This is a genomic window from Pseudomonas sp. FP603 (assembly GCF_030687415.1).
GTDB lineage: Bacteria > Pseudomonadota > Gammaproteobacteria > Pseudomonadales > Pseudomonadaceae > Aquipseudomonas > Aquipseudomonas wuhanensis.
In genome coordinates this window covers 3,398,532-3,417,855 of the sequence record NZ_CP117431.1, presented here as the reverse complement: position 1 = coordinate 3,417,855, position 19,324 = coordinate 3,398,532, and the positions used below count along the sequence as shown (strand labels likewise).

The following is a 19,324-nucleotide window of genomic DNA, read 5'->3' as shown; positions in this document are numbered from 1 at the left end:
GGACGCGGAGCGTCCCGGGCGGCATTCCCACGCAGAGCGTGGGAACGATCGGTGCAGTTACTTATCCTGGAACTCGGCCTCACGCTTGGCAATAAACGCCGCCATCCCTTCCTTCTGATCCTGCGTGGCAAACGCCGCATGGAACACCCGGCGCTCAAAGCGCACGCCTTCCGACAGGCTGACTTCAAAGGCGCGATTGACGCTTTCCTTGACCATCATCGCAATCGGCAGCGATTTCTTGGCAATCAGCGCCGCGACGTTCAGCGCTTCCTCCAGTAGCTCATCCGCCGGCACGATCCGCGCGACAATCCCGCAACGCTCGGCTTCCACCGCATCGATTAAACGCCCGCTCAGGCACATTTCCATGGCCTTGGCCTTGCCTACGGCGCGGGTCAGGCGCTGGGTGCCGCCCATGCCTGGCAGCACACCGAGGTTGATTTCCGGCTGACCAAATTTTGCGTTGTCGCCGGCCAGAATGAAGTCGCACATCAGCGCCAGCTCACAGCCACCGCCCAAGGCGAAACCGTTGACTGCGGCAATGATCGGCTTGCGGCGGTTGGCCACGCGATCGCTGTCGCTGAACAGGTCATCGAGGTAGATCTGCGGATACGTCAGCTCGGCCATTTCCTTGATGTCGGCACCGGCGGCGAAGGCTTTTTTCGAGCCGGTCAGCACGATGCAACCGATGTTCGAATCGGCTTCCAGGCCATCGAGGGCGTGGTTCAGTTCGCTGACAATCTGTGCATTCAACGCGTTCAGCGCTTGCGGGCGGTTCAGGGTAATCAGGCCGACGCGGCCGTGGGTTTCCAGCAAAATCGTTTCGTAGTTCAGCTCTTTATTGCTCACAGACGGGACTCCTTCTCAAAGATTGCGCGAAATGACCATGCGCTGAATATCGCTGGTGCCTTCATAGATCTGACACACCCGCACGTCGCGGTAGATCCGCTCCAGCGGGAAGTCGTTCAGGTAACCGTAACCGCCCAGGGTTTGCAACGCCGAGGAACAGACCTTCTCGGCCATTTCCGAAGCAAACAACTTGGCCATGGACGCTTCCACCAGCGCCGGTTTGCCGCTGTCGCGCAACGCCGCCGCGTAATGCACCATCTGCCGGGCGACGGCGATCTGGGTTGCCATGTCCGCCAGCCGGAAAGCTACCGCCTGGTGTTCGATGATCGGCTTGCCGAAGCTCTCGCGTTCACGGGCGTAGTCACGGGCCGCTTCGAACGCGGCGCGGGCCATGCCCACCGATTGCGAGGCGATGCCGACACGGCCGCCTTCGAGGTTGGCCAGGGCGATCTTGTAGCCTTCGCCCTCCTCGCCCAGTCGATTGGCCACCGGGACTTTCACATCCTCGAAGAGGATCTGGCAGGTGTCGGAGGCGTGCTGACCGAGTTTGTCTTCGACTCGCGCGACTTTATAGCCCGGCGAATCGGTGGGCACGATCAGCGCGGTGATCCCGCGTTTGCCGGCACTCGGGTCAGTCACCGCAAACACAATCACCACCCCGGCATTTTGCCCGGAAGTGATGAACTGCTTGCAGCCGTTGAGCACGTAGTGATCGCCTTCCAGCCGGGCACGGGTTTTCAGGCTGCTGGCGTCGGAGCCGGCTTGCGGTTCGGTCAGGGCAAACGCACCGAGCATCGCGCCACTGGCGAGTGGCTTGAGGAAGCGTTCTTTCTGATCGTCGTTGCCGAACTTGAGGATTGGCACGCAACCCACCGAGTTGTGCACGCTCATGATGGTCGAGCAGGCGCCATCGCCGGCAGCGATTTCTTCCAGCGCCATGGCGTAGGCCAGGTAACCGGTGTCGCAACCGCCCCACTGCTCCGGCACCAGCATGCCAAAGAAGCCCAGATCGGCCATTTCGCCGATGGCTTCCTTGGGGAAGCGATGTTCACGGTCCCATTCGGCGGCGAACGGTTTCAGCCGTTCCTGGGCAAACTGCCGGGCCGCGTCGCTGATCTGAAGTTGTTCGTCATTGGGAATCATGCCAAGTCCTTAAAATTTTGCCTTCGTACAAAATGCCTGTCAGTTGAAACACTGGACCTGTGGGAGCGGGCTTGCCCGCGATGGCGGTTTTCCAGACACCAACGATGTCGTCTGACAGATCGCTATCGCGGGCAAGCCCGCTCCCACAGGGATTGGCGTCAGCCCTTAATACAGGCATTCCACAGCCATGGCCGTGGCTTCGCCGCCACCGATGCAGATCGCCGCAACGCCGCGTTTCAGGCCTTTCTGGCGCAGGGCCGAGAGCAGGGTCACGAGGATCCGCGCGCCAGACGCACCAATCGGGTGGCCCAGGGCGCAGGCACCGCCGTGGACGTTGATCTTCTCGTGGGGGATTTCCAGTTTGGTCATGGTCACCAGACTCACCACCGCGAAGGCTTCGTTGACTTCGAACAACTCGACTTCGTCCAGGGACCAGCCGGTTTTCTTCATCAGCTTCTTGATCGCGCCCACCGGTGCCACCGGGAACAGCCCCGGCGTGTCGGCAAATGCAGCGTGACCATGAATCACTGCCAGCGGTTTCAGGCCTTGTTTCTCGGCTTCGGAACGGCGCATCAACACCAGTGCCGCCGCGCCGTCGGAGATCGAACTGGAGTTGGCCGCCGTCACGGTGCCGCCCTCGCGGAACGCCGGTTTCAGCGAGGCGATCTTGTCCAGTTTGGCTTTCGGCGGCTGTTCGTCGTGGCTGATCAGCACCTGCTCTTTGCCGACCATCACCTGCACGGGCACGATCTCGGCGTTGAAGCTGCCGTCCTTGATCGCCTGTTGAGCGCGGGTGGTCGAAGCAATGGCAAAGGCGTCCTGAGCTTCGCGGGTGAAGCCGTTGGTTTCGGCGCAATCCTCGGCAAAGGTGCCCATCAGGCGGCCCTTGTCGTAGGCGTCTTCCAGGCCATCGAGGAACATGTGATCGAGCACCCGGCCATGACCCATGCGGTAACCGCTGCGGGCGCGGTCCAGCAGGTACGGCGCGTTGGACATGCTTTCCATGCCGCCGGCGACCACCACCTCGGCACTGCCGGCGATCAGCATGTCGTGGGCCAGGATCGTGGCCTCCATGCCCGAGCCGCACATCTTGTTCAGCGTTGTGCAACGGGTCGATTTATCCAGCCCGGCGCCCAGTGCCGCTTGCCGCGCCGGGGCCTGGCCGAGGCCGGCGGGGAGTACGCAGCCGAACAGCACTTCTTCTACGGATTCAGGAGCAATGCCGGCGCGTTCGACGGCAGCCCGAATCGCCGCGGCGCCCAGCTGCGGCGCGGTCAGGCTTTTCAATTCGCCCTGGAAACCGCCCATCGGGGTGCGGACAGCGCTGACAATAACAATCGGATCGTTGGAAAGTGTCATGTCTAATCCTCCTTATTTCGCGGCCATGCGCAGGGCACCGTCGAGACGGATCACCTCGCCGTTGAGCATGCTGTTTTCCATGATATGCCTGACCAGCGCGGCGTACTCGCTCGGCTTGCCCAGGCGCGGCGGAAACGGCACGCCAGCGGCCAAGGACTCGCGCACTTCCGGGGTCATGCCGGCCATCATCGGTGTTTCGAATATGCCCGGTGCGATGGTCATCACGCGGATGCCGAAGCGCGCCAGTTCACGGGCGGCGGGCAAGGTCAGGCTGGCGATCGCGCCTTTCGACGCCGAATATGCGGCCTGGCCGATCTGGCCGTCGAAGGCCGCGACCGAGGCGGTGTTGATGATCACGCCACGCTCGCCATCTTCGTTGGCTTCGGTTTCGGCAATCGCCGCCGCCGCCAGGCGCAACATGTTGAAGCTGCCGATCAGGTTGACGTTGATCACCTGGCTGAAACTGTCCAGTGCATGAGGGCCGTTCTTGCCGAGGATCTTTTCGCCACGGACGATGCCGGCGCAATTGACCAGACCATTGAGGCCGCCAAACGCTTTGACCGTCGCCTGCACCGCCGCTTCCGCAGCTGTTTCATTACTGATATCCGCTACCACGCTTTGCGCGCCGAGACGTGCAGCCTGGGCCGCGACGGCTTCGGCGTTCATGTCCACCAGCATCACCTTGGCGCCGGCAGCCACCAGCATTTCAGCGGTGGCGGCACCGAGGCCGGATGCACCGCCGGTGACGAGAAAAACCTTGTTTTCGATCTGCATCATTGTTTCCTTGGATTCAAGCTGAAACGTTCTTCGCGGCGGCCTCTTGAGCCTTGGCGATTTCCTGGTTGCGCAAGATAAAGCGCTGCAATTTGCCGCTTGGGGTTTTCGGCAACTCGCTGACAAATTCGATTTCACGGGGGTACGAATGCGCCGCCAGACGCTTGCGCACGTGTTGGCGCAGTTCTTCGGCGAGTGCAGGTTCGGCGCGGTATTGCGGGCTGAGCACAACGAAGGCTTTCACCAGTTCGGTGCGCTCCGGATCGGGTTTGCCGATGACGGCGGCTTCGACCACTGCCGGGTGTTCGATCAGCGCGCTTTCCACGTCGAACGGGCCGACGCGGTAGCCAGAGGTGGTGATCACGTCGTCGCTACGGCCGACGAAGCTGATGCTGCCGTCCGGGTTCCACTCGACGGTGTCGCCGCTCAGGTAATAGTTGCCAACGAAGGCCTTGGTCGGTGCACCTTCGTAGCCGCCGAACCAGCACATCGGCGACTGGGTACGGTCGATAGCCAGAATGCCTGGCTGGCCGACGCCCAGTTCTTTGTATTCGTCGTCGAGCACCACGATGCGGTGGCCCGGCGAGGCAAAACCGGCAGCGCCGACGTGCACCGGATGATCGAGGCCGTGGTGATTGCACAAAACCATGCCCAGTTCGGTCTGGCCGTAGTGGTCGTGGATCACCACGCCAAGGTTATCGGCGAACCAGCGGATCACTTCCGGGTTCAGCGGCTCGCCGGCGCTGCTGACAATGCGCAGCTTGCCCTTGATCGAACGGGCGAATTCATCGCCACCGGCAATCAGCAAACGGTAGGCGGTCGGTGAGCCGGTGAGGTTGGTAATCCCGTATTTGTTGATCACCCGGCAGGTGCTTTCGAGGGTGAACGGACCATCGTAAAAGGTGATCGGATGCCCCATCGCCATCGGCCCGGTGACACCGAAATAGATGCCGTAGGCCCAGCCCGGATCGGCGACGTTCCAGAACGCGTCTTCAGGGCGTAAATCCACCGCGTCACGGGTGTAACTCTGGAATGCAACGATCGCCTTGAGCGGCACCGACAGCGCTTTCGACGGGCCGGTGGTGCCCGAGGTGAACATCAGCAGGAACGGGTCTTCGCCGCTCAGCAATACCGGTTCGCAGACGCTGGAGTAGTTGGCCAGTTCGGCCCAGAAACTGAAATCACCCCGAACAATGCCTTGGCCTTTCGGGCCGCCGACGGTGACGATGGTCGGGCAGTCGGCCACTTCAGCGAGTTTCGGGCGATTGACCGCGTCGGTGACCACCACTTTGGCGCCGGAGCTGTTGAGGCGATGTTCGATGGCTTTCGGGCCGAAGGCGGTAAACAGCGGCTGATAGACCGCGCCGATGCGCCAGGTGGCAAACACGGTGATCAGTAATTCGATGTTGCGTGGCAAGAGGCCGGCGACTTTATCGCCCTTCTTCACGCCCTGGGCCAGCAGAAAATTGGCAAATCGCGCGGCTTTGTCCTGCAAGTCGCTGAAGGTGTAGGTCGCGCTGGCGCCGTCGCGGCCTTCCCAGAACAGCGCGATGCGCCCCGGCAAGGCATGCCGGTCGCAACACTCGACACAGGCGTTGAGGGCGCTCAACGACCCTGTGAGCGCGGCATCGACGGTGTGCTGATAATTGAACTGTGACGTGGCAGACAAGTAATCGCGCATTGCCAGAATCCCTGTGTATTTTTATTAGGTTGGGGAACCGTAAATAACAGGGAAATACTCGCTCTGCGCGGGAAGCGGGACAATGGTCAAAGCTATCAAGTTGTGTGACTGGTTTGGCCAAGGTTCAAGGGATGCGTCGCCTGGGCGGACGCCATCGCGGGCAAGCCCGCTCCCACAGGTTTTGCGGTGTGTACGACATTTATGGTCACCGCATATCACTGTGGGAGCGGGCTTGCCCGCGATGGCGCCAGATCAGGCACCACACAATCCAGATCAGTCGGCCTCGTTAAGAATCAAACTCCGATAATGCCCCGGATTTGACCCCGACCACTTGCGAAACGCCTTGTAGAACGAACTCGCATCGGCAAACCCCAACCGGGCGGCGATTTCGGCGAAGCTGATGGCCGGCTCAGCCAGCCAGACGATGGCCAGTTCCTTGCGCACGCTGTCCTTGAGCCCCTGATACGTCTGGCCTTCTTCGGCCAGGCGTCGACGCAGGGTCGAGGCCGACATGCACAGTCGCTGCGCCAGCGCCTCGGTTTCTGGCCAGTGCTCGGCGGGCAGTTGCCGCAGATCGTGTTTGATCCGACTGGCCAGGCTTTCAGGATCGCGATACTTGACCAGAATGTTCGCCGGCGCATGAGCCAGGAATCGTTTGAGCTCTTCAGGGCTGCGCTTGATCGGCAAATCCAGGCAATCGGCCGAGAAAATCATCCGCGTGCGTGGCCGGTCGAACCGCAGGTTCTCGGAGAACATCACCCGGTAGTCATCACAAAAATCCGGCGCCGGGCAGCGCAGCTCGATGGCCAGGATCGGAATTCGCCGCCCCGCCAGCCAACAGGCCACGCCGTGCACGATCATCCAGTAAGTGAAGTAGGTAAAGGCGCGGCGCGGGTCTTCGTCGTCTTCGAGCAGGACGATTTCCGCCAGGCTTTGCTGACGAACCAGTTGCGCGGGCATGCGCTCAAGCATCAACGACAAAAAACTCAGGCCCGAAGTCAGCCCGGCGGCCAGACTCGGCTGAACCATCGAGCAACGACAGAGAAACTCGAGACTGCCGGACTTGAGCTTGCGCGGGTCCATGCCAAAAAACTCATCGTCGCCGCGCCGGGCCAGCAAGCGCCACAACCGCGCATACGCGGTAGCCGGAACTCGGGCGTCGGTGGTTTCCAGCAACGCCGGATCGATGCCGACCTTGTCCAACACCTCTTCGGTGGCAGCGCCCGGGGCGCAACTTTGCAACAGCGCTTCACGCACCAGTTGAATGGAGATGGTGTCTTTTTCCGACATTGACCGTGGCGAGCCTTGTTCTTGTTTGAGTCGTGAGCATATTAGCGCAGCGATCAGCCCGGCGCAGATCCTGTGGGAGCGGACTTGTCTGCGAAAGCGGTGGGTCAGCTGACTGATGTATCGAATGTGATGCCGTCATCGCGGACAAGCCCGCTCCCACAGTGGTTGGTGATGTTCACAAAATCTGTGTCCGCATCAAATCCCAGTGGGAGCGGGCTTGCCCGCGATGACAATCTCACCGGCAACGCACCTACCCCGCCGTACTAATCCCTACAATATCCGATACAACAACCGCTCGATCCGTACCCGACTCACACGCTTGAGAAACTTGGCCACTCCCGCCGGGTAATCCGGCAGCGTTTCCAGATCCTGATACCGCTCGATGCGGCTGGTGTGCTGGAAAATTTCCACCAGCTCATTGCCACGGGGCTCCAGCAATTCACCTTTCGGATCATCGATCAGCAACGCGTTCTCCAGATCAAGACGAAACGCCCGTGGATTGAGGTTGTTGCCGGTCAGCAAGGTGTAGCGCTGATCGATCCACATGCCCTTGAGGTGATAGTCGTGTTGTCGCCATCCTTCCACAAATGCAGGTTCAACTTGCCACTGTCGATGTTGCGCTGATGCCGCTTGGCGAAGCGCCGCAGGCTGATCTCGTAAAGGTATGGCAACGCCGCGATTACCTTGAACGGCTCGCTGGGCGGAATGTAGAAGTCGTTGGCAGTCTTGTCGCCGACGATGATGTCGATCTTCACGCCACGGGCCAGTGCCCGATTGATTTCCCGGGTCACCGCCAGCGGCAGGTTGAAGTACGGCGTGCAGATAGTCAGTTGATGCCGCGCGCTGGCGATCAGCTCGCAGATCACCCGACTCAACGGGTTGTTCTTGCCCACACCGAGCAAAGGACAAACCGATAAACCGTCCTTCGCCGTGCTGCCAGCCGTGGTGTCATATGCCGCGTGCTTGAGGCGGCTGCGCAAGTCGCCGATGTCGTGGCGCAGGCTGCGGGTGGTCGGCAGGTTCGGCAGGTCGAGGCGATGCACTGCTTTGGAAGTGATCAGGCCGTGCTGAACCAAGTGATGCATCGAATCGGCCAGCGCCTGGTTCTGCAGCAGGTGATAACGGTCGAAGCGGTATTTATCGAATTTGTGCAGGTAAACGTTATTCAGGCTCGCGCCGCTGTAGAGCACGCAGTCGTCGATCACGAAGCCCTTCAAATGCAGCACGCCGAACAGCTCGCGGGTCTGCACCGGCACGCCGTACACTGGCACAACGCTTTCATGGGTGCGGGTCGTTTCCTGATACCAGGCCGAGTTGCCCGGCTGCTTGCCGGCGCCGATCAAACCGCGCTGGGCACGCAGCCAGTCCACGACCACCACAACATCCAGTTCCGGACGCGCCAGTTTGGCGGCGTGCAGGGCATCGAGGATTTCCTGCCCGGCCTCATCCTGTTGCAGGTACAGCGCGACAATGTAGATGCGCCGGGTGGCCTGAGCGATTTGCTCCAGCAGGCAGCGACGGAACTCGGCAGCGCCAGAGAGGATGGTGACGGCATCGGCGGTCAGCGGAAAACTGCGCAGTTTAGGCAGCAGAGAGCGTTTGAAAAGCGACGGCATAGGGCTCGCAAAAGGGTCGAATCCGAAGAACCCGAGAGCTTACACCATGGATGGGTTTGGGTCTTGTGGCTGTCCGTTCTGGCCCCATCGCGGGCAAGCCCGCTCCCACAAGAACAGCGCTGTACCTGTGGGAGCGGGCTTGCCCGCGATGGCAATTTCATAGACAAGAAAATATCTGCTTGACCAAGGAGAACGATCATTCTACTGTTAGCCGCATGAACGAAATCACTAGCAACGACACACGCAACATCATTCTGGATGTCACCGAAAAGTTGATCTACAAAAGTGGCATCGCTGCCACTGGCATGGATCTTCTGGTGAAAACCGCCGGTGTTTCCAGAAAAAGTATTTACCGCTACTTCGCCAACAAGGAGGAGCTTGTCGTCGCGGCCCTGCAACGCCGCGATGTGCGCTGGATGAACTGGTATCGAAGCGAAGTCGGCAAAGCGCAAACCCCGGCCGACCGGCTGCTCAACCTGTTTACCGTGCTCAAGACCTGGTTCGCCTCCGAAGGCTTCCGCGGCTGCGCATTCATCAACACCAGCGGCGAAACCGGCGATGCACAAGACCCGGTTCGCCTGGTGGCCAAAGACCACAAACAGCAGCTGCTCGACTACGTGCGCGAGCTCTGTACCGAACATGGCGCACAAGACCCGGAGACGCTGGCCAAACAGCTGCTGATCCTGATCGACGGTGCCATTACCGTAGCGCTTGTGATGGGTGATCACAGTGCCGCCGATAATGCGCAATGCATGGCGCGAAAGTTATTGGACCTGTAACACTTTTAACAAGCCCGACAACTTGCTTGAACGTTAATTTGATAGGGAGACTTAATATGTCTACTGCCGAAGTTCGTCCGCCATTGCCGCCGTTTACCCGTGAATCGGCCATCGAAAAAGTTCGCCTGGCCGAAGACGGCTGGAACTCACGCGACCCGGAACGGGTGTCCTTGGCCTACACCCTGGACACCCAGTGGCGTAACCGTGCCGAGTTCGCCCATAACCGCGAAGAAGCCAAAAGCTTTCTGACCCGCAAATGGGCCAAGGAACTGGACTACCGGCTGATCAAGGAACTCTGGGCCCATGGCGATAACCGCATCGCCGTGCGTTACGCCTACGAATGGCATGACGACTCGGGTAACTGGTTCCGTTCCTACGGTAACGAGAACTGGGAGTTTGACGAGAACGGCCTGATGTTCAATCGTTACGCCTGCATCAACGACATGCCGATCAAGGAAAGCGACCGCAAGTTCCACTGGCCGTTGGGCCGCCGGCCGGATGATCACCCGGGCTTGTCTGATCTGGGCCTGTAACTTCACCAAGATCCATGTGGGAGCGGGCTTGCCCGCGATGGCGATGTCACAGACAACTTATTTGTTGAATGTGAAACCGTTATCGCGGGCAAGCCCGGCTCCCGCAGGTTTTTTTGGTGTTCAGGCGACCGCGGCTTGCGGCGTTGCAGGCGCTTTGGCCTCCAGCTCCCGCACCAACGGCAACACCCGCTTGCCGAAATACTCCACCTCTTCCTGAAAGTGCAGAAAACCCGCCAGCACCAAATCCACGCCCACCGCTTTCAACGCGACGATCCGCTCGGCGATCTGCTGCGGTGTGCCGATCAAATTGGTCTTGAAGCCGTCGTTGTACTGCACCAGATCTTCAAAGGTCGATTTGGCCCAGTTGCCCTCGCCCTCGGGTGACGCCCTGCCCGCTTGCTTCGCTGCATCGCCAAAAGCGTTCACAGCGTCCGGGTCGGCCTGATCGATGATCTGCGCCAACACCGCCCGCGCCTCTTCTTCGGTGTCACGCGCGATGACAAACGCATTCACCCCGATTTTCACCGAATGATTATTCGCGGCCGCTTTCGTGCGGATGTCGTCGACCTGGGCCTTGATGCCTTCGGGGGTGTTGCCGTTGGTGAAGTACCAGTCCGAGACCCGCGCCGCCATGTCCCGCGCTGCCCGGGAACTCCCGCCCTGGAAGACTTCTGGCTGGCCCAGCGGCTTGGGTTTGAGGCTGTAATTGTCGAAGCGGTAGAAGTCGCCGCGAAAGGTGAAGGTGTCCTGGGTCCAGATGCCCTTCAATGCGCGAATGAATTCTTCGGAGCGGCGATAACGCTCATCGTGCTCCAGCCAGTGTTCACCGATGGCCTGAAACTCGCCCTTGAACCAACCACTGACAATGTTCACCGCCACCCGGCCGTTGGTGAGTTGATCGATGGTTGCCAGTTGTTTGGCCGCCAGCGCCGGCTGCCATGGCCCCGGCAGAATCGCGGCGATGACTTTCAATTTACTGGTAGCGGCCAACAGCGCATGGCTGAAGGCAACGGATTCATGCTGGAACTCGGCGCCATAACCGGCGGTGAAGCGAATCTGGGTCAGGGCATATTCAAACCCCGCCTCTTCGGCCAGTTGCGCCAGTGTGCGGTTGTAATCGATGCCCCAGTGGGTGCGTTGCTCGATCTTGCTGACCACCAGCCCACCGCTGACGTTCGGTACCCAGTAGGCAAATTTGACGGCTTGCTGACTCATTGGCATGTCCTCGGGTTTTCAGGGAAGTCCTGAGGTCAGAGCAGCAAACGTGCCAGCTGATTTCTTGAGACGAGAGAGAACTGTGGCGAGGGAGCTTGCTCCCGCTTGAGTGCGCAGCGCTCACAAATATTTTGGGGCCGCTGCGCAGCCCTGCGGGAGCAAGCTCCCTCGCCACAGGTATGCGATGTGCTCAAGCAATTTGCTGATGCACTGTTGGCACAGCAACAATTCAGGCACGCCCAAATCCACAACATCCAATAAACCATGGTCGGCGAGCTTCGGCATGGACCGTGCAATCCCCTATGGCACTCACTGCCGTTCCAAGGAGCTGTCCCATGACCGAACATCAAGTAATCAACCCGCTGTCCACCGGTACTGACTATGAAGCGTTGGCCGCACGTTTTCGGCCGATCTTCCAGCGCATCGCCGCCGGTGCCGTTGAGCGCGAACAAAGCCGCAGTCTGCCGTACGAACCGATTCAATGGCTCAAGGACGCTGGCTTCGGCGCGGTGCGGGTGCCGGTTGAATACGGCGGTGGCGGCGCGTCTCTGCCACAGCTGCTCGAATTGCTGATCGAACTGGCCGAAGCCGATTCCAACGTGCCCCAGGCCTTGCGCGGGCATTTCGCCTTTGCCGAGGATCGTTTGAACGCGGCACCGGGGCCGGCTCGGGATGTCTGGTTCAAGCGCTTCGTGGAGGGCGATATCGTCGGTTGCGCCTGGACCGAGATCGGCAGCGTGGCGATCGGTGATGTGATCACCAAGGTCTCGCCCGACGGCGATCGGTGGCGGCTCAACGGTGAGAAGTTCTACAGCACCGGCAGCATTTTCTCGGACTGGATCGACGTCTATGCCCAGCGCAGCGATACCGGCGGCGATGTGATCGCTGCCGTCCGCACACGCCAACCGGGAATTGTGCAGAGCGATGACTGGGACGGTTTCGGCCAGCGCACCACGGGCAGCGGCACTTCGCGGTTTAACGAGGCTGAAGTGGACGCCGAGAACATCATCGACTTCGCCACCCGCTTCAAATACCAGACGGCGTTCTATCAATTGGTGCTGTTGGCAACCCTGGCCGGGATTGGCCGCGCCGCGTTGCGTGATGTGGCGCATCAGGTACGCGAGCGTAAACGCATCTATAGCCATGGCAATGCGCAGCGGGTCAGCGAGGATTCGCAAGTGCAGCAGGTTGTCGGTGAAGTGGCGGCGTGGGTGTATGCCGCCGAAGCCAGTGCCTTGAAAGCGGCGAAACCGGCGCAACGGGCTTATCTGGCGCGGTTCTCGGGAGATGAAGCGCTGGAGCGCGCGGTGAATGTGGCGGCGGAGATTGAGTCGGCCAAGGCTCAGGTGGTGGTTTCGGAATTGACCCAGCGGGCGACCACGGCGCTGTTCAATGCCCTGGGCGCTTCGGATGTGCGCGAAGGCAAATCGCTGGATCGGCATTGGCGCAATGCCCGGACCGTGTCATCGCACAATCCGGTGATCTACAAGGCGCGGATTGTTGGGGACTGGGCGATTAACGGGACCGAACCGCCGTTTGTGTGGCAGATCGGTAATGGGCCATCCACACGGTAATGATCGTTCCCACGTTCCGCGTGGGAATGCATCCCGTGACGCTCCGCGTCACATCCCAAGCGGACGCGGAGCGTCCATGGCGGCATTCCCACGCAAAGCGTGGGAACGATCGGCTGTAACAGGATAACTTTATGGGTAAGATACCGGCCTTCCCCCGCAGCCCCTCTTCTGCGCCCTGCCGAATAAGCCCATTCCATGCCTTTCGAACTCAGCGTTGACCTCACTACCCTGGCCGTTCTGGCCCTCGTCGCTTTCATTGCCGGTTTCATCGACGCCATCGCCGGCGGTGGTGGTCTGTTGACCACTCCGGCGCTGCTGACTGCCGGCCTGCCGCCGCACCTGGTGCTGGGCACCAACAAGCTCAGTTCGACCTTCGGCTCGGCCACTGCCAGTTTCACTTTCTACCGGCGCAAGCTGTTCCATCCTCGGCAATGGACGCATGCCATCGTCGGCACGCTGGTGGGCGCACTCACCGGCGCCGTGGTCGCTCATTACTTGCCGGCGGAATGGCTGAACAAGATGCTGCCGGTGATCGTTTTCGCCTGCGGCCTGTACCTGTTGTTCGGCGGCACACCGAAGGCGCCGCTGGACAGCGACGCACCGATCAAGAAAAAGTGGCAATCGACCCAAGGCTTCAGCCTCGGTTTCTATGACGGCGTGGCCGGTCCGGGCACAGGAGCGTTCTGGACCGTCAGCAGCCTGCTGCTCTACCCCATCGACCTGGTCAAGGCCAGCGGCGTGGCGCGCAGCATGAACTTCGTCAGCAACATTGCGGCGCTGTCGGTGTTCATCTTTTCCGGGCAAGTGGACTGGATCATCGGCCTGAGCATGGGCCTGTCGGTGATGGTCGGCGCCTTCTTCGGCGCGCGCACCGCCATCAGCGGCGGTGCGAAATTCATTCGCCCGGTGTTCATCACCGTGGTGCTCGGCCTGACCGTGCGCCTAGCCTGGCAGCACTGGTTCAGCGTGGCCTAAACGCCGCGCCACGTAGACGTCGATCAGGTAACGGGCAATCGAGCGTGACGCCGGCAACGGCGGCAGCTTGTGCACGTTGAACCACTGGGCGTCTTCGATCTCGTCTTCCTGACAGACAATCTCGCCGCCGGCGTACTCGGCGTGGAAACCGAGCATCATCGAATGCGGGAATGGCCAGCATTGACTGCCCATGTACTGGATGTTCTTGACCTCGATCTGCACCTCTTCGCGGACCTCGCGAATCAGGCAGTCTTCGGCTGACTCACCCGGCTCGGCAAACCCTGCCAAGGTGCTGTAGACCCCGGTGACAAAACGCGGCGAACGGGCCAGCAGAACCTCGTCGCCACGGGTCACCAGCACGATCATGCTCGGTGAAATGCGCGGATAGTGGCGTATATCACACGGTTCACAGTACATCGCCCGCTCACGCGGCACCTGGCTCATCACCTGCCCGCAATTGCCGCAAAAACGGTGTTCACGGGCCCAGGTCCCGATTTGCGCCGCATAGCCCAGAACCTTGTAGACGGTGTGATCGCCCTCGAGCATGAACGCCCGCAGGCCTTTCCAGTTGCAGCCCGGTACTTCGCTGTGACTGCGCAACTCCAGCAGGTAGACCGGTTCGCCATCCAGGTGACCGATGCCGTGCTCGGCAAGAATCGACAAGTCCTGACGCTTGAGCCATTCCCGTGGAAACAGCGCGCCATTGTCATCGAACAAAAAACCTTCGGGGCTGCGCGCCACGGCCCAGCCGCCGGGTTGATCGGTGTCCAGTACTGCGGTGGTCCAGCGTGAAATCATGGTTAATCAATCCAGAAATTCGGGTTTCTGTTTGCTCATATGGGCGGCCATGGCCACGCGCAGATCGGTGGATTGCAGCATGGCGGCGTTCCAGGTGGCGACGTATTCGAGGCCGTCGTCGATGCGATGGTCGCGCATGTAGCTGATCATCTCTTTGGTGCCGGTGACAGCAATCGGCGACTTGCCGGCGATCTCGCGGGCAATGCCCATCACGCCTTCAAGCAGGCAGGCGGCATCGCTGTAGACGCGATTGACCAGGCCGATGTTGCGCGCTTCGTCAGCATCAAAGGTGCGACCAGTGTAAGCCAGTTCACGCAGCATGCCGTCACCGATTATCCGTGGCAAGCGTTGCAAAGTGCCGACATCGGCGGCCATGCCGATGTCGATTTCCTTGATGGAAAATTGCGCGTCCTCGGCGGCGTAACGCATGTCGCAGGCCGAAATCAGGTCGATGGCGCCACCCAGGCAATAACCCTGAATCGCCGCCAGCACCGGTTTGCGGCAGTTGTCGACGGCATTGAACGAGGCTTGCAGCGTGAGAATCGTTCTTCGTAGCAGCCGTGCATTGCGGCTGACGTCCTTGCCCAACTCATTGAGCATACCGGCCATCATCATCAGGTCGATGCCTGAAGAAAAATGCTTGCCGGCGCCACTGAGTACCACCACCCTCACTTCATCGGTATCGTCGATCCACTGGAAAATCTCGATGATCTCGCTCCAGAACGCGGCGTTCATCGAATTGATCTTTTCCGGGCGATTGATCTGCACATGGGCGATGTTATCGGCCAGTTCGACGCTGAAGGCGGTGTATTGAGGCATGGCAGTGATCCTTTACCGGGCAGAATATGAGGCCCGAACTATAACAAGGCATCAGTGCCCGCAGTAAGGCAGCGGTTCGGCCAAATGCGGGACTGGCTTCAGGTTCTTTAGTGTCTGGACTGGCCTTTTCGCGAGCAAACGCTCTGGCCGGAGCATTGTGTACGCGCCACGCCCGGCGCCGAGTTCCACCCGGAACTGGACCTGCCCCCCGCTCAACTGATCATCCGCAAGGGCTGCAACCCGGAGGTCGGGCTGGCACTGGATTTCTGCGTGATGTTTTCTGCGCTGGATGCGCGGGCGGCGGGGTTCAATGCGTTTGTGGTGACGGATGCTTGCCGCGCGATTGATCTGGACGGCTCGTTGGCGGCGGCGATCGAGCGGATGCAGGTGGCGGGGGTTGGGTTGATTCCATCAAAAACCTGTGGCTGGTGATGACCTGTGGCGAGGGGATGCCACTGGATTCAGATGGGGGTTGGCAACCAAAGCCGGAACCGCGCTCCACCCAACGGCGAAACCTGCGCGGTCAGTGTGCCGCCCTGGGCTTCCAGCGCCCGGCGACTGATCGCCAGCCCCAGACCAAACCCGCCAGTGGCGCGATCCCGGCTACGATCCAGCCGATAAAACGGCTCGAAAATCCGCTCTCGCTCTTCCTCCGGGATGCCGATGCCATCGTCATCCACCCAAATCTCACAGCCCTTGGGGCATACCTGTAAACCGATCTGAATCCGTTTTTCGCAATAGCGCATGGCATTACGCAGCAGGTTCTGGATCGCCCGGGCGGTCAATCGCGGGTCCAGCGAGAAGCGTTCGAGCTGGCCATGAAGCAGTACATCGATGACGATTTCCGGGGATTCCAGTTCTTCGTCGACACTGCCCAGAATGCTGTCGATGAATTCATCCAACGACACATCGACCTGTTCCGGCAACCGCGCAGGGTTTTGCAGTCGACTGTAAGACAGCAGTTCCAGCACCAGTTCATCCAGTTCGCGAATGTGCGCGACCAAGCCTTGCAGACGTTCGCGGCTGGTGGCCGGCAAGTCGTCGGACAGCGCCAGGGCCAGGCCGAAATCCAGCCTTGTCAGTGGCGTGCGCAGTTCGTGGGATACGGCGTTGAGCAGATCGCGCTGCTGGTTGAGCAGGTTTTCGATGTCGCCGGCCATGGTGTCGAACACGTGGGCCAGGCTGCCGATGTTGGAGCTGGGGGAAATCTGCGTGCGCTCGCTCAGGTGGCCCTTGCCGAAGCGTTCAGCGGTGCTTTTGAGGCGCTCCAGGTCGCGCCAGTGCGGGCGCAACCACAGCAACAGGCAGGCGAGCATGGTCGCGCCGATCAGTACGTTGATGCTCCAGTACAACCAACTGACGTCCGTCGGGTCCGGCGGCACGACCATTTTCACCACCATCTGCTCGTTCAACGGTGCTACCGCCAAGGTGCGCCAGCCCCAGTCACCGATACGCACAACGTTCTCACCGCGCTGCAAGCGTTCACGTTCATCCCGAGTAAATTCAGGGTCGTCATTGCGGGTCAGCACGATGTGCAGCGGCTGGAATTCCTTGTCCATCTCGGCCGCCAATGCCGGCCACTGCTCCGAGGGCACGGCGCGAAACTGCTTGGCAATCAGCGTTTGCAAGCCTCGGGAGTAATCGAGGTTGTAGGTCACGAAGCGCTCGTGGAAAACCTGGATCACCAGGTCCGGCACCAGGTAGATCGCCGCGCTGAACGAGACGATGGTGACCAGATAGAGGCGAAACAGGATTCTGAACATCGACTCAGCATTCCCACTCGGAGCGGCTGAACAGGTAGCCCTTGCCCCACACTGTCTTGATCTTGCGCGCCTCGCCCGCGTGGTCGTCGAATTTGCGCCGCAGTTTGGAAATGGCCACGTCCACCGAACGGTCGGTGCCGTTGAATTCGATACCGCGCAAGCGTTGCAGAATCTGGTCGCGGCTCAGCACTTCGCCGGCATGCCGGGCCAGCACCACCAGCAGGTTGTATTCACCGCTGGACAGCTCGACCAGTTGCTCGCGCCAGGTCACGGTGCGCTCGGACAGGTCGATGCACAGGTTGCCCATGAGAATGCGGTCGTTGGCGGTCAGCGGTTCGCTGAGGCTGCTACGGCGCAGCAAGGTCCGCACCCGGGCCAGCAACACCCGTGGTTCGCAGGGTTTGGTGACGTAGTCGTCGGCCCCCATCTCCAGCCCCAGCACCTGATCGTGGCTGTCGTCGCGGGCGGTGAGCATCAGGATCGGCAAAGTCGCCGAATCAGCTCGCAGCAAGCGGCAGACCTGCAAACCGTCGAGCCCCGGCAGCATCAGATCGAGAATCACCAGGTCCGGAGGATTGACCCGCGCCCGTTCGCGCACATGGTCGCCACGGCTGATCACGCTGACGCAATAGCCGTTGCGTTCCAGGTAGCTGGCAATCAGTTCGGAGAGCGCGGAGTCGTCTTCGACCAGGAGGATGTTGGGCATGGGTGTTTCCAGAAAGTGCAGTGGCGCCGAATAGATCGTCATCGCGGGCAAGCCCGCTCCCACAGGGATTTGATGTGGACACAGATTTTGTGAACATCACAGACCACTGTGGGAGCGGGCTTGCCCGCGATAGCGGTACATCTGTCGCAATAAATTTCAAGCCGCCAAGGATATACGCCCTCACGCTCGCCTGAGCAAAACCCTTACACAATTTCACACAGCACTTACAAAGCTTCACCGCTACCCTCCTCGGCCCCCCGTAGGATACGGGAGGTCATTATTGGGGTATCTACATGTCAAAGAATCTGCTTGCCACGCTCAGCCTGATCGCACTGGCGTTGACGCTGAGCGCGTGTGACCAGTCCTCGACCGCCGAAGAACAGGCGCCACTGGCCACCGTGCGGATCGAAACCGTCGAAGCCCGGCCCCTGTCGATCAGCAGCGAACTGAGCGGGCGGATTGCCGCGCCACGGATTGCCGAAGTGCGCGCCCGTGTTGCCGGCGTGGTGCTGCAACGCGCCTTCCACGAAGGCAGCGACGTGAAAAAAGGCGACGTTCTGTTCCGTATCGACCAGGCACCGTTCAAGGCCGACCTGGACAGCGCCGAAGCCGCATTGCGCAAGGCCGAGGCCAACGCGTTCCAGGCCAGACTGCAAGAGCAGCGTTACGCCCAATTGATCGAAGGCAACGCTATCAGCGGCCAGGATTACGACAACGCCCGCGCCAATGTCCGGCAGACCGCCGCCGATGTCGCCGCCAACAAAGCCGCCGTGGAACGGGCGAAACTGAACCTGGGTTACGCCACCGTCACCGCGCCGATTTCCGGGCGCATCGGCCGGGCGCTGGTGACTGAAGGCGCGCTGGTTGGGCAGAACGAAACTACACCGCTGGCATTGATTCAGCAGTTGAACCCGATCCATGCCGACCTGACGCAATCGACCCGTGAACTCAACGACCTGCGCCGCGCGTTCCGTTCAGGCCAGTTAAAGGAAGTGGGCCAAGGTCAGGCCAAAGCCACGTTGATTCAGGACGACGGCAGCCTCTATCCATTGCCGGGCAAGTTGCTGTTCACCGACATCACCGTCGACCCAGGCACCGGTCAGATCATTCTGCGCAGCGAATTTCCCAACCCGGACCTCGACTTGCTGCCGGGCAGCTTCGTGCGCGTGCGTCTGGAGCAAGCGTTCAATCAGCAAGGCATCAGCGTGCCGCAACGGGCCATCCAGCGTGACAGCGCCGGCGTCGCCCAGGTGCTGTTGCTCGACGCCGAGCAGCGGGTCGGCCAGCAACCGGTCGAACTGGGCCCGGTGCAGAACGATCGCTGGATCGTCACCCACGGTCTCAAGCCCGGCGACCGCATCGTCACTGAAGGCCTGCAACATGCGCGCCCCGGTGAAAAAGTCCAGATAGATAACACCCCTCTTCCACTTGCCCAGGTTTCTGGTCAGTAAGC

At 60.7% G+C, this 19,324-nt stretch carries 18 protein-coding genes and 1 pseudogene; 6 read left to right on the top strand and 13 right to left on the bottom strand.

The annotated features are described in order from the left end of the window. Positions 1–57: 57 nt before the first annotated feature. The 8 genes from PSH65_RS15790 to pssA form a co-directional block, all read right to left on the bottom strand. A complete protein-coding gene (locus PSH65_RS15790) occupies positions 58–831 on the bottom strand; it encodes an enoyl-CoA hydratase (RefSeq protein WP_305426994.1) in 774 nt (257 codons plus the stop codon). Between the two features lie 30 nt (positions 832–861). Beyond that, positions 862–1,989 carry an acyl-CoA dehydrogenase gene (locus PSH65_RS15785; protein ID WP_305426907.1) on the bottom strand — a complete coding sequence of 376 codons (1,128 nt, stop codon included), beginning with the start codon at positions 1,987–1,989 and terminating at the stop codon, positions 862–864. A gap of 165 nt (positions 1,990–2,154) precedes the next feature. Further along, on the bottom strand, positions 2,155–3,348 hold the full coding sequence (locus PSH65_RS15780; RefSeq protein ID WP_305426906.1) for an acetyl-CoA C-acyltransferase: 1,194 nt from the start codon (positions 3,346–3,348) through the stop codon (positions 2,155–2,157). A 12-nt stretch (positions 3,349–3,360) separates the two neighbouring features. Continuing rightward, complete coding sequence (locus tag PSH65_RS15775; protein ID WP_305426905.1) at positions 3,361–4,122, bottom strand: SDR family NAD(P)-dependent oxidoreductase; 762 nt, start codon at positions 4,120–4,122, stop codon at positions 3,361–3,363. 16 nt (positions 4,123–4,138) lie between these two features. Continuing rightward, on the bottom strand, positions 4,139–5,803 hold the full coding sequence (locus tag PSH65_RS15770) for an AMP-binding protein (protein ID WP_305426904.1): 1,665 nt from the start codon (positions 5,801–5,803) through the stop codon (positions 4,139–4,141). A gap of 273 nt (positions 5,804–6,076) precedes the next feature. Further along, the gene (locus PSH65_RS15765; protein WP_305426903.1) at positions 6,077–7,093 is read right to left on the bottom strand and encodes an AraC family transcriptional regulator; all 1,017 of its coding nucleotides are present in this window, start codon (positions 7,091–7,093) and stop codon (positions 6,077–6,079) included. A gap of 270 nt (positions 7,094–7,363) precedes the next feature. Continuing rightward, positions 7,364–7,678, bottom strand: coding sequence for a phospholipase D-like domain-containing protein (locus PSH65_RS15760; RefSeq protein WP_370694691.1), 315 nt, complete (start codon positions 7,676–7,678; stop codon positions 7,364–7,366). Next, positions 7,609–8,709 (bottom strand): CDP-diacylglycerol--serine O-phosphatidyltransferase, encoded by a 1,101-nt coding sequence (gene pssA / locus PSH65_RS15755; protein ID WP_370694690.1) that lies wholly within the window; start codon positions 8,707–8,709, stop codon positions 7,609–7,611. The genes PSH65_RS15760 and pssA overlap by 70 nt, the downstream gene beginning before the upstream one ends. A gap of 215 nt (positions 8,710–8,924) precedes the next feature. Between pssA and PSH65_RS15750 the strand changes: the two genes are divergently transcribed. Continuing rightward, on the top strand, positions 8,925–9,488 hold the full coding sequence (locus tag PSH65_RS15750) for a TetR/AcrR family transcriptional regulator (RefSeq protein WP_305426902.1): 564 nt from the start codon (positions 8,925–8,927) through the stop codon (positions 9,486–9,488). A gap of 56 nt (positions 9,489–9,544) precedes the next feature. Further along, complete coding sequence (locus tag PSH65_RS15745; protein WP_183681829.1) at positions 9,545–10,021, top strand: nuclear transport factor 2 family protein; 477 nt, start codon at positions 9,545–9,547, stop codon at positions 10,019–10,021. A 120-nt stretch (positions 10,022–10,141) separates the two neighbouring features. Here PSH65_RS15745 and sfnG read toward each other — a convergent pair whose 3' ends face one another. Beyond that, positions 10,142–11,236, bottom strand: coding sequence for a dimethylsulfone monooxygenase SfnG (gene sfnG / locus PSH65_RS15740; protein ID WP_370694689.1), 1,095 nt, complete (start codon positions 11,234–11,236; stop codon positions 10,142–10,144). A gap of 335 nt (positions 11,237–11,571) precedes the next feature. On the opposite strand from sfnG, the gene PSH65_RS15735 reads away from it, so the two are divergent. Together PSH65_RS15735 and PSH65_RS15730 are read left to right on the top strand one after the other, a co-directional pair. Further along, positions 11,572–12,810, top strand: coding sequence for an acyl-CoA dehydrogenase family protein (locus tag PSH65_RS15735; RefSeq protein WP_305426900.1), 1,239 nt, complete (start codon positions 11,572–11,574; stop codon positions 12,808–12,810). A gap of 195 nt (positions 12,811–13,005) precedes the next feature. Beyond that, on the top strand, positions 13,006–13,785 hold the full coding sequence (locus tag PSH65_RS15730; RefSeq protein ID WP_007900140.1) for a TSUP family transporter: 780 nt from the start codon (positions 13,006–13,008) through the stop codon (positions 13,783–13,785). Here PSH65_RS15730 and nudC read toward each other — a convergent pair. Beyond that, positions 13,753–14,583 carry an NAD(+) diphosphatase gene (gene nudC / locus PSH65_RS15725; RefSeq protein WP_305426899.1) on the bottom strand — a complete coding sequence of 277 codons (831 nt, stop codon included), beginning with the start codon at positions 14,581–14,583 and terminating at the stop codon, positions 13,753–13,755. The genes PSH65_RS15730 and nudC overlap by 33 nt on opposite strands. Before the next feature lie 6 nt (positions 14,584–14,589). Beyond that, positions 14,590–15,402 carry a crotonase/enoyl-CoA hydratase family protein gene (locus tag PSH65_RS15720; protein WP_305426898.1) on the bottom strand — a complete coding sequence of 271 codons (813 nt, stop codon included), beginning with the start codon at positions 15,400–15,402 and terminating at the stop codon, positions 14,590–14,592. Between the two features lie 123 nt (positions 15,403–15,525). Here PSH65_RS15720 and PSH65_RS15715 point away from each other — a divergent pair. Beyond that, positions 15,526–15,834 (top strand): annotated as a pseudogene (locus tag PSH65_RS15715) (isochorismatase family protein); the annotation flags it as partial. A gap of 29 nt (positions 15,835–15,863) precedes the next feature. Here PSH65_RS15715 and PSH65_RS15710 read toward each other — a convergent pair. Both PSH65_RS15710 and PSH65_RS15705 read right to left on the bottom strand, forming a co-directional pair. After that, positions 15,864–17,165, bottom strand: a complete 1,302-nt coding sequence (locus PSH65_RS15710) for an ATP-binding protein (RefSeq protein WP_305426897.1) — start codon at positions 17,163–17,165, stop codon at positions 15,864–15,866. Positions 17,166–17,169: 4 nt separating this feature from the next. Next, the gene (locus tag PSH65_RS15705) at positions 17,170–17,871 is read right to left on the bottom strand and encodes a response regulator transcription factor (RefSeq protein WP_305426896.1); all 702 of its coding nucleotides are present in this window, start codon (positions 17,869–17,871) and stop codon (positions 17,170–17,172) included. 293 nt (positions 17,872–18,164) lie between these two features. On the opposite strand from PSH65_RS15705, the gene PSH65_RS15700 reads away from it, so the two are divergent. After that, on the top strand, positions 18,165–19,322 hold the full coding sequence (locus tag PSH65_RS15700) for an efflux RND transporter periplasmic adaptor subunit (protein WP_305426895.1): 1,158 nt from the start codon (positions 18,165–18,167) through the stop codon (positions 19,320–19,322). The last annotated feature ends 2 nt before the right edge of the window (positions 19,323–19,324 follow it).

Excerpts from the sequence above, each read along its gene's own strand:
- PSH65_RS15785 (WP_305426907.1), bottom strand. The coding sequence starts at position 1,989 with ATGATTCCCAATGACGAACAACTTCAGATCAGCGACGCGGCCCGGCAG.
- PSH65_RS15780 (WP_305426906.1), bottom strand. The coding sequence starts at position 3,348 with ATGACACTTTCCAACGATCCGATTGTTATTGTCAGCGCTGTCCGCACC.
- PSH65_RS15775 (WP_305426905.1), bottom strand. The coding sequence starts at position 4,122 with ATGCAGATCGAAAACAAGGTTTTTCTCGTCACCGGCGGTGCATCCGGC.
- PSH65_RS15770 (WP_305426904.1), bottom strand. The coding sequence starts at position 5,803 with ATGCGCGATTACTTGTCTGCCACGTCACAGTTCAATTATCAGCACACC.
- PSH65_RS15765 (WP_305426903.1), bottom strand. The coding sequence starts at position 7,093 with ATGTCGGAAAAAGACACCATCTCCATTCAACTGGTGCGTGAAGCGCTG.
- pssA (WP_370694690.1), bottom strand. The coding sequence starts at position 8,709 with ATGCCGTCGCTTTTCAAACGCTCTCTGCTGCCTAAACTGCGCAGTTTT.
- PSH65_RS15750 (WP_305426902.1), top strand. The coding sequence starts at position 8,925 with ATGAACGAAATCACTAGCAACGACACACGCAACATCATTCTGGATGTC.
- PSH65_RS15745 (WP_183681829.1), top strand. The coding sequence starts at position 9,545 with ATGTCTACTGCCGAAGTTCGTCCGCCATTGCCGCCGTTTACCCGTGAA.
- sfnG (WP_370694689.1), bottom strand. The coding sequence starts at position 11,236 with ATGAGTCAGCAAGCCGTCAAATTTGCCTACTGGGTACCGAACGTCAGC.
- PSH65_RS15735 (WP_305426900.1), top strand. The coding sequence starts at position 11,572 with ATGACCGAACATCAAGTAATCAACCCGCTGTCCACCGGTACTGACTAT.
- PSH65_RS15730 (WP_007900140.1), top strand. The coding sequence starts at position 13,006 with ATGCCTTTCGAACTCAGCGTTGACCTCACTACCCTGGCCGTTCTGGCC.
- nudC (WP_305426899.1), bottom strand. The coding sequence starts at position 14,583 with ATGATTTCACGCTGGACCACCGCAGTACTGGACACCGATCAACCCGGC.
- PSH65_RS15720 (WP_305426898.1), bottom strand. The coding sequence starts at position 15,402 with ATGCCTCAATACACCGCCTTCAGCGTCGAACTGGCCGATAACATCGCC.
- PSH65_RS15710 (WP_305426897.1), bottom strand. The coding sequence starts at position 17,165 with ATGTTCAGAATCCTGTTTCGCCTCTATCTGGTCACCATCGTCTCGTTC.
- PSH65_RS15705 (WP_305426896.1), bottom strand. The coding sequence starts at position 17,871 with ATGCCCAACATCCTCCTGGTCGAAGACGACTCCGCGCTCTCCGAACTG.
- PSH65_RS15700 (WP_305426895.1), top strand. The coding sequence starts at position 18,165 with ATGTCAAAGAATCTGCTTGCCACGCTCAGCCTGATCGCACTGGCGTTG.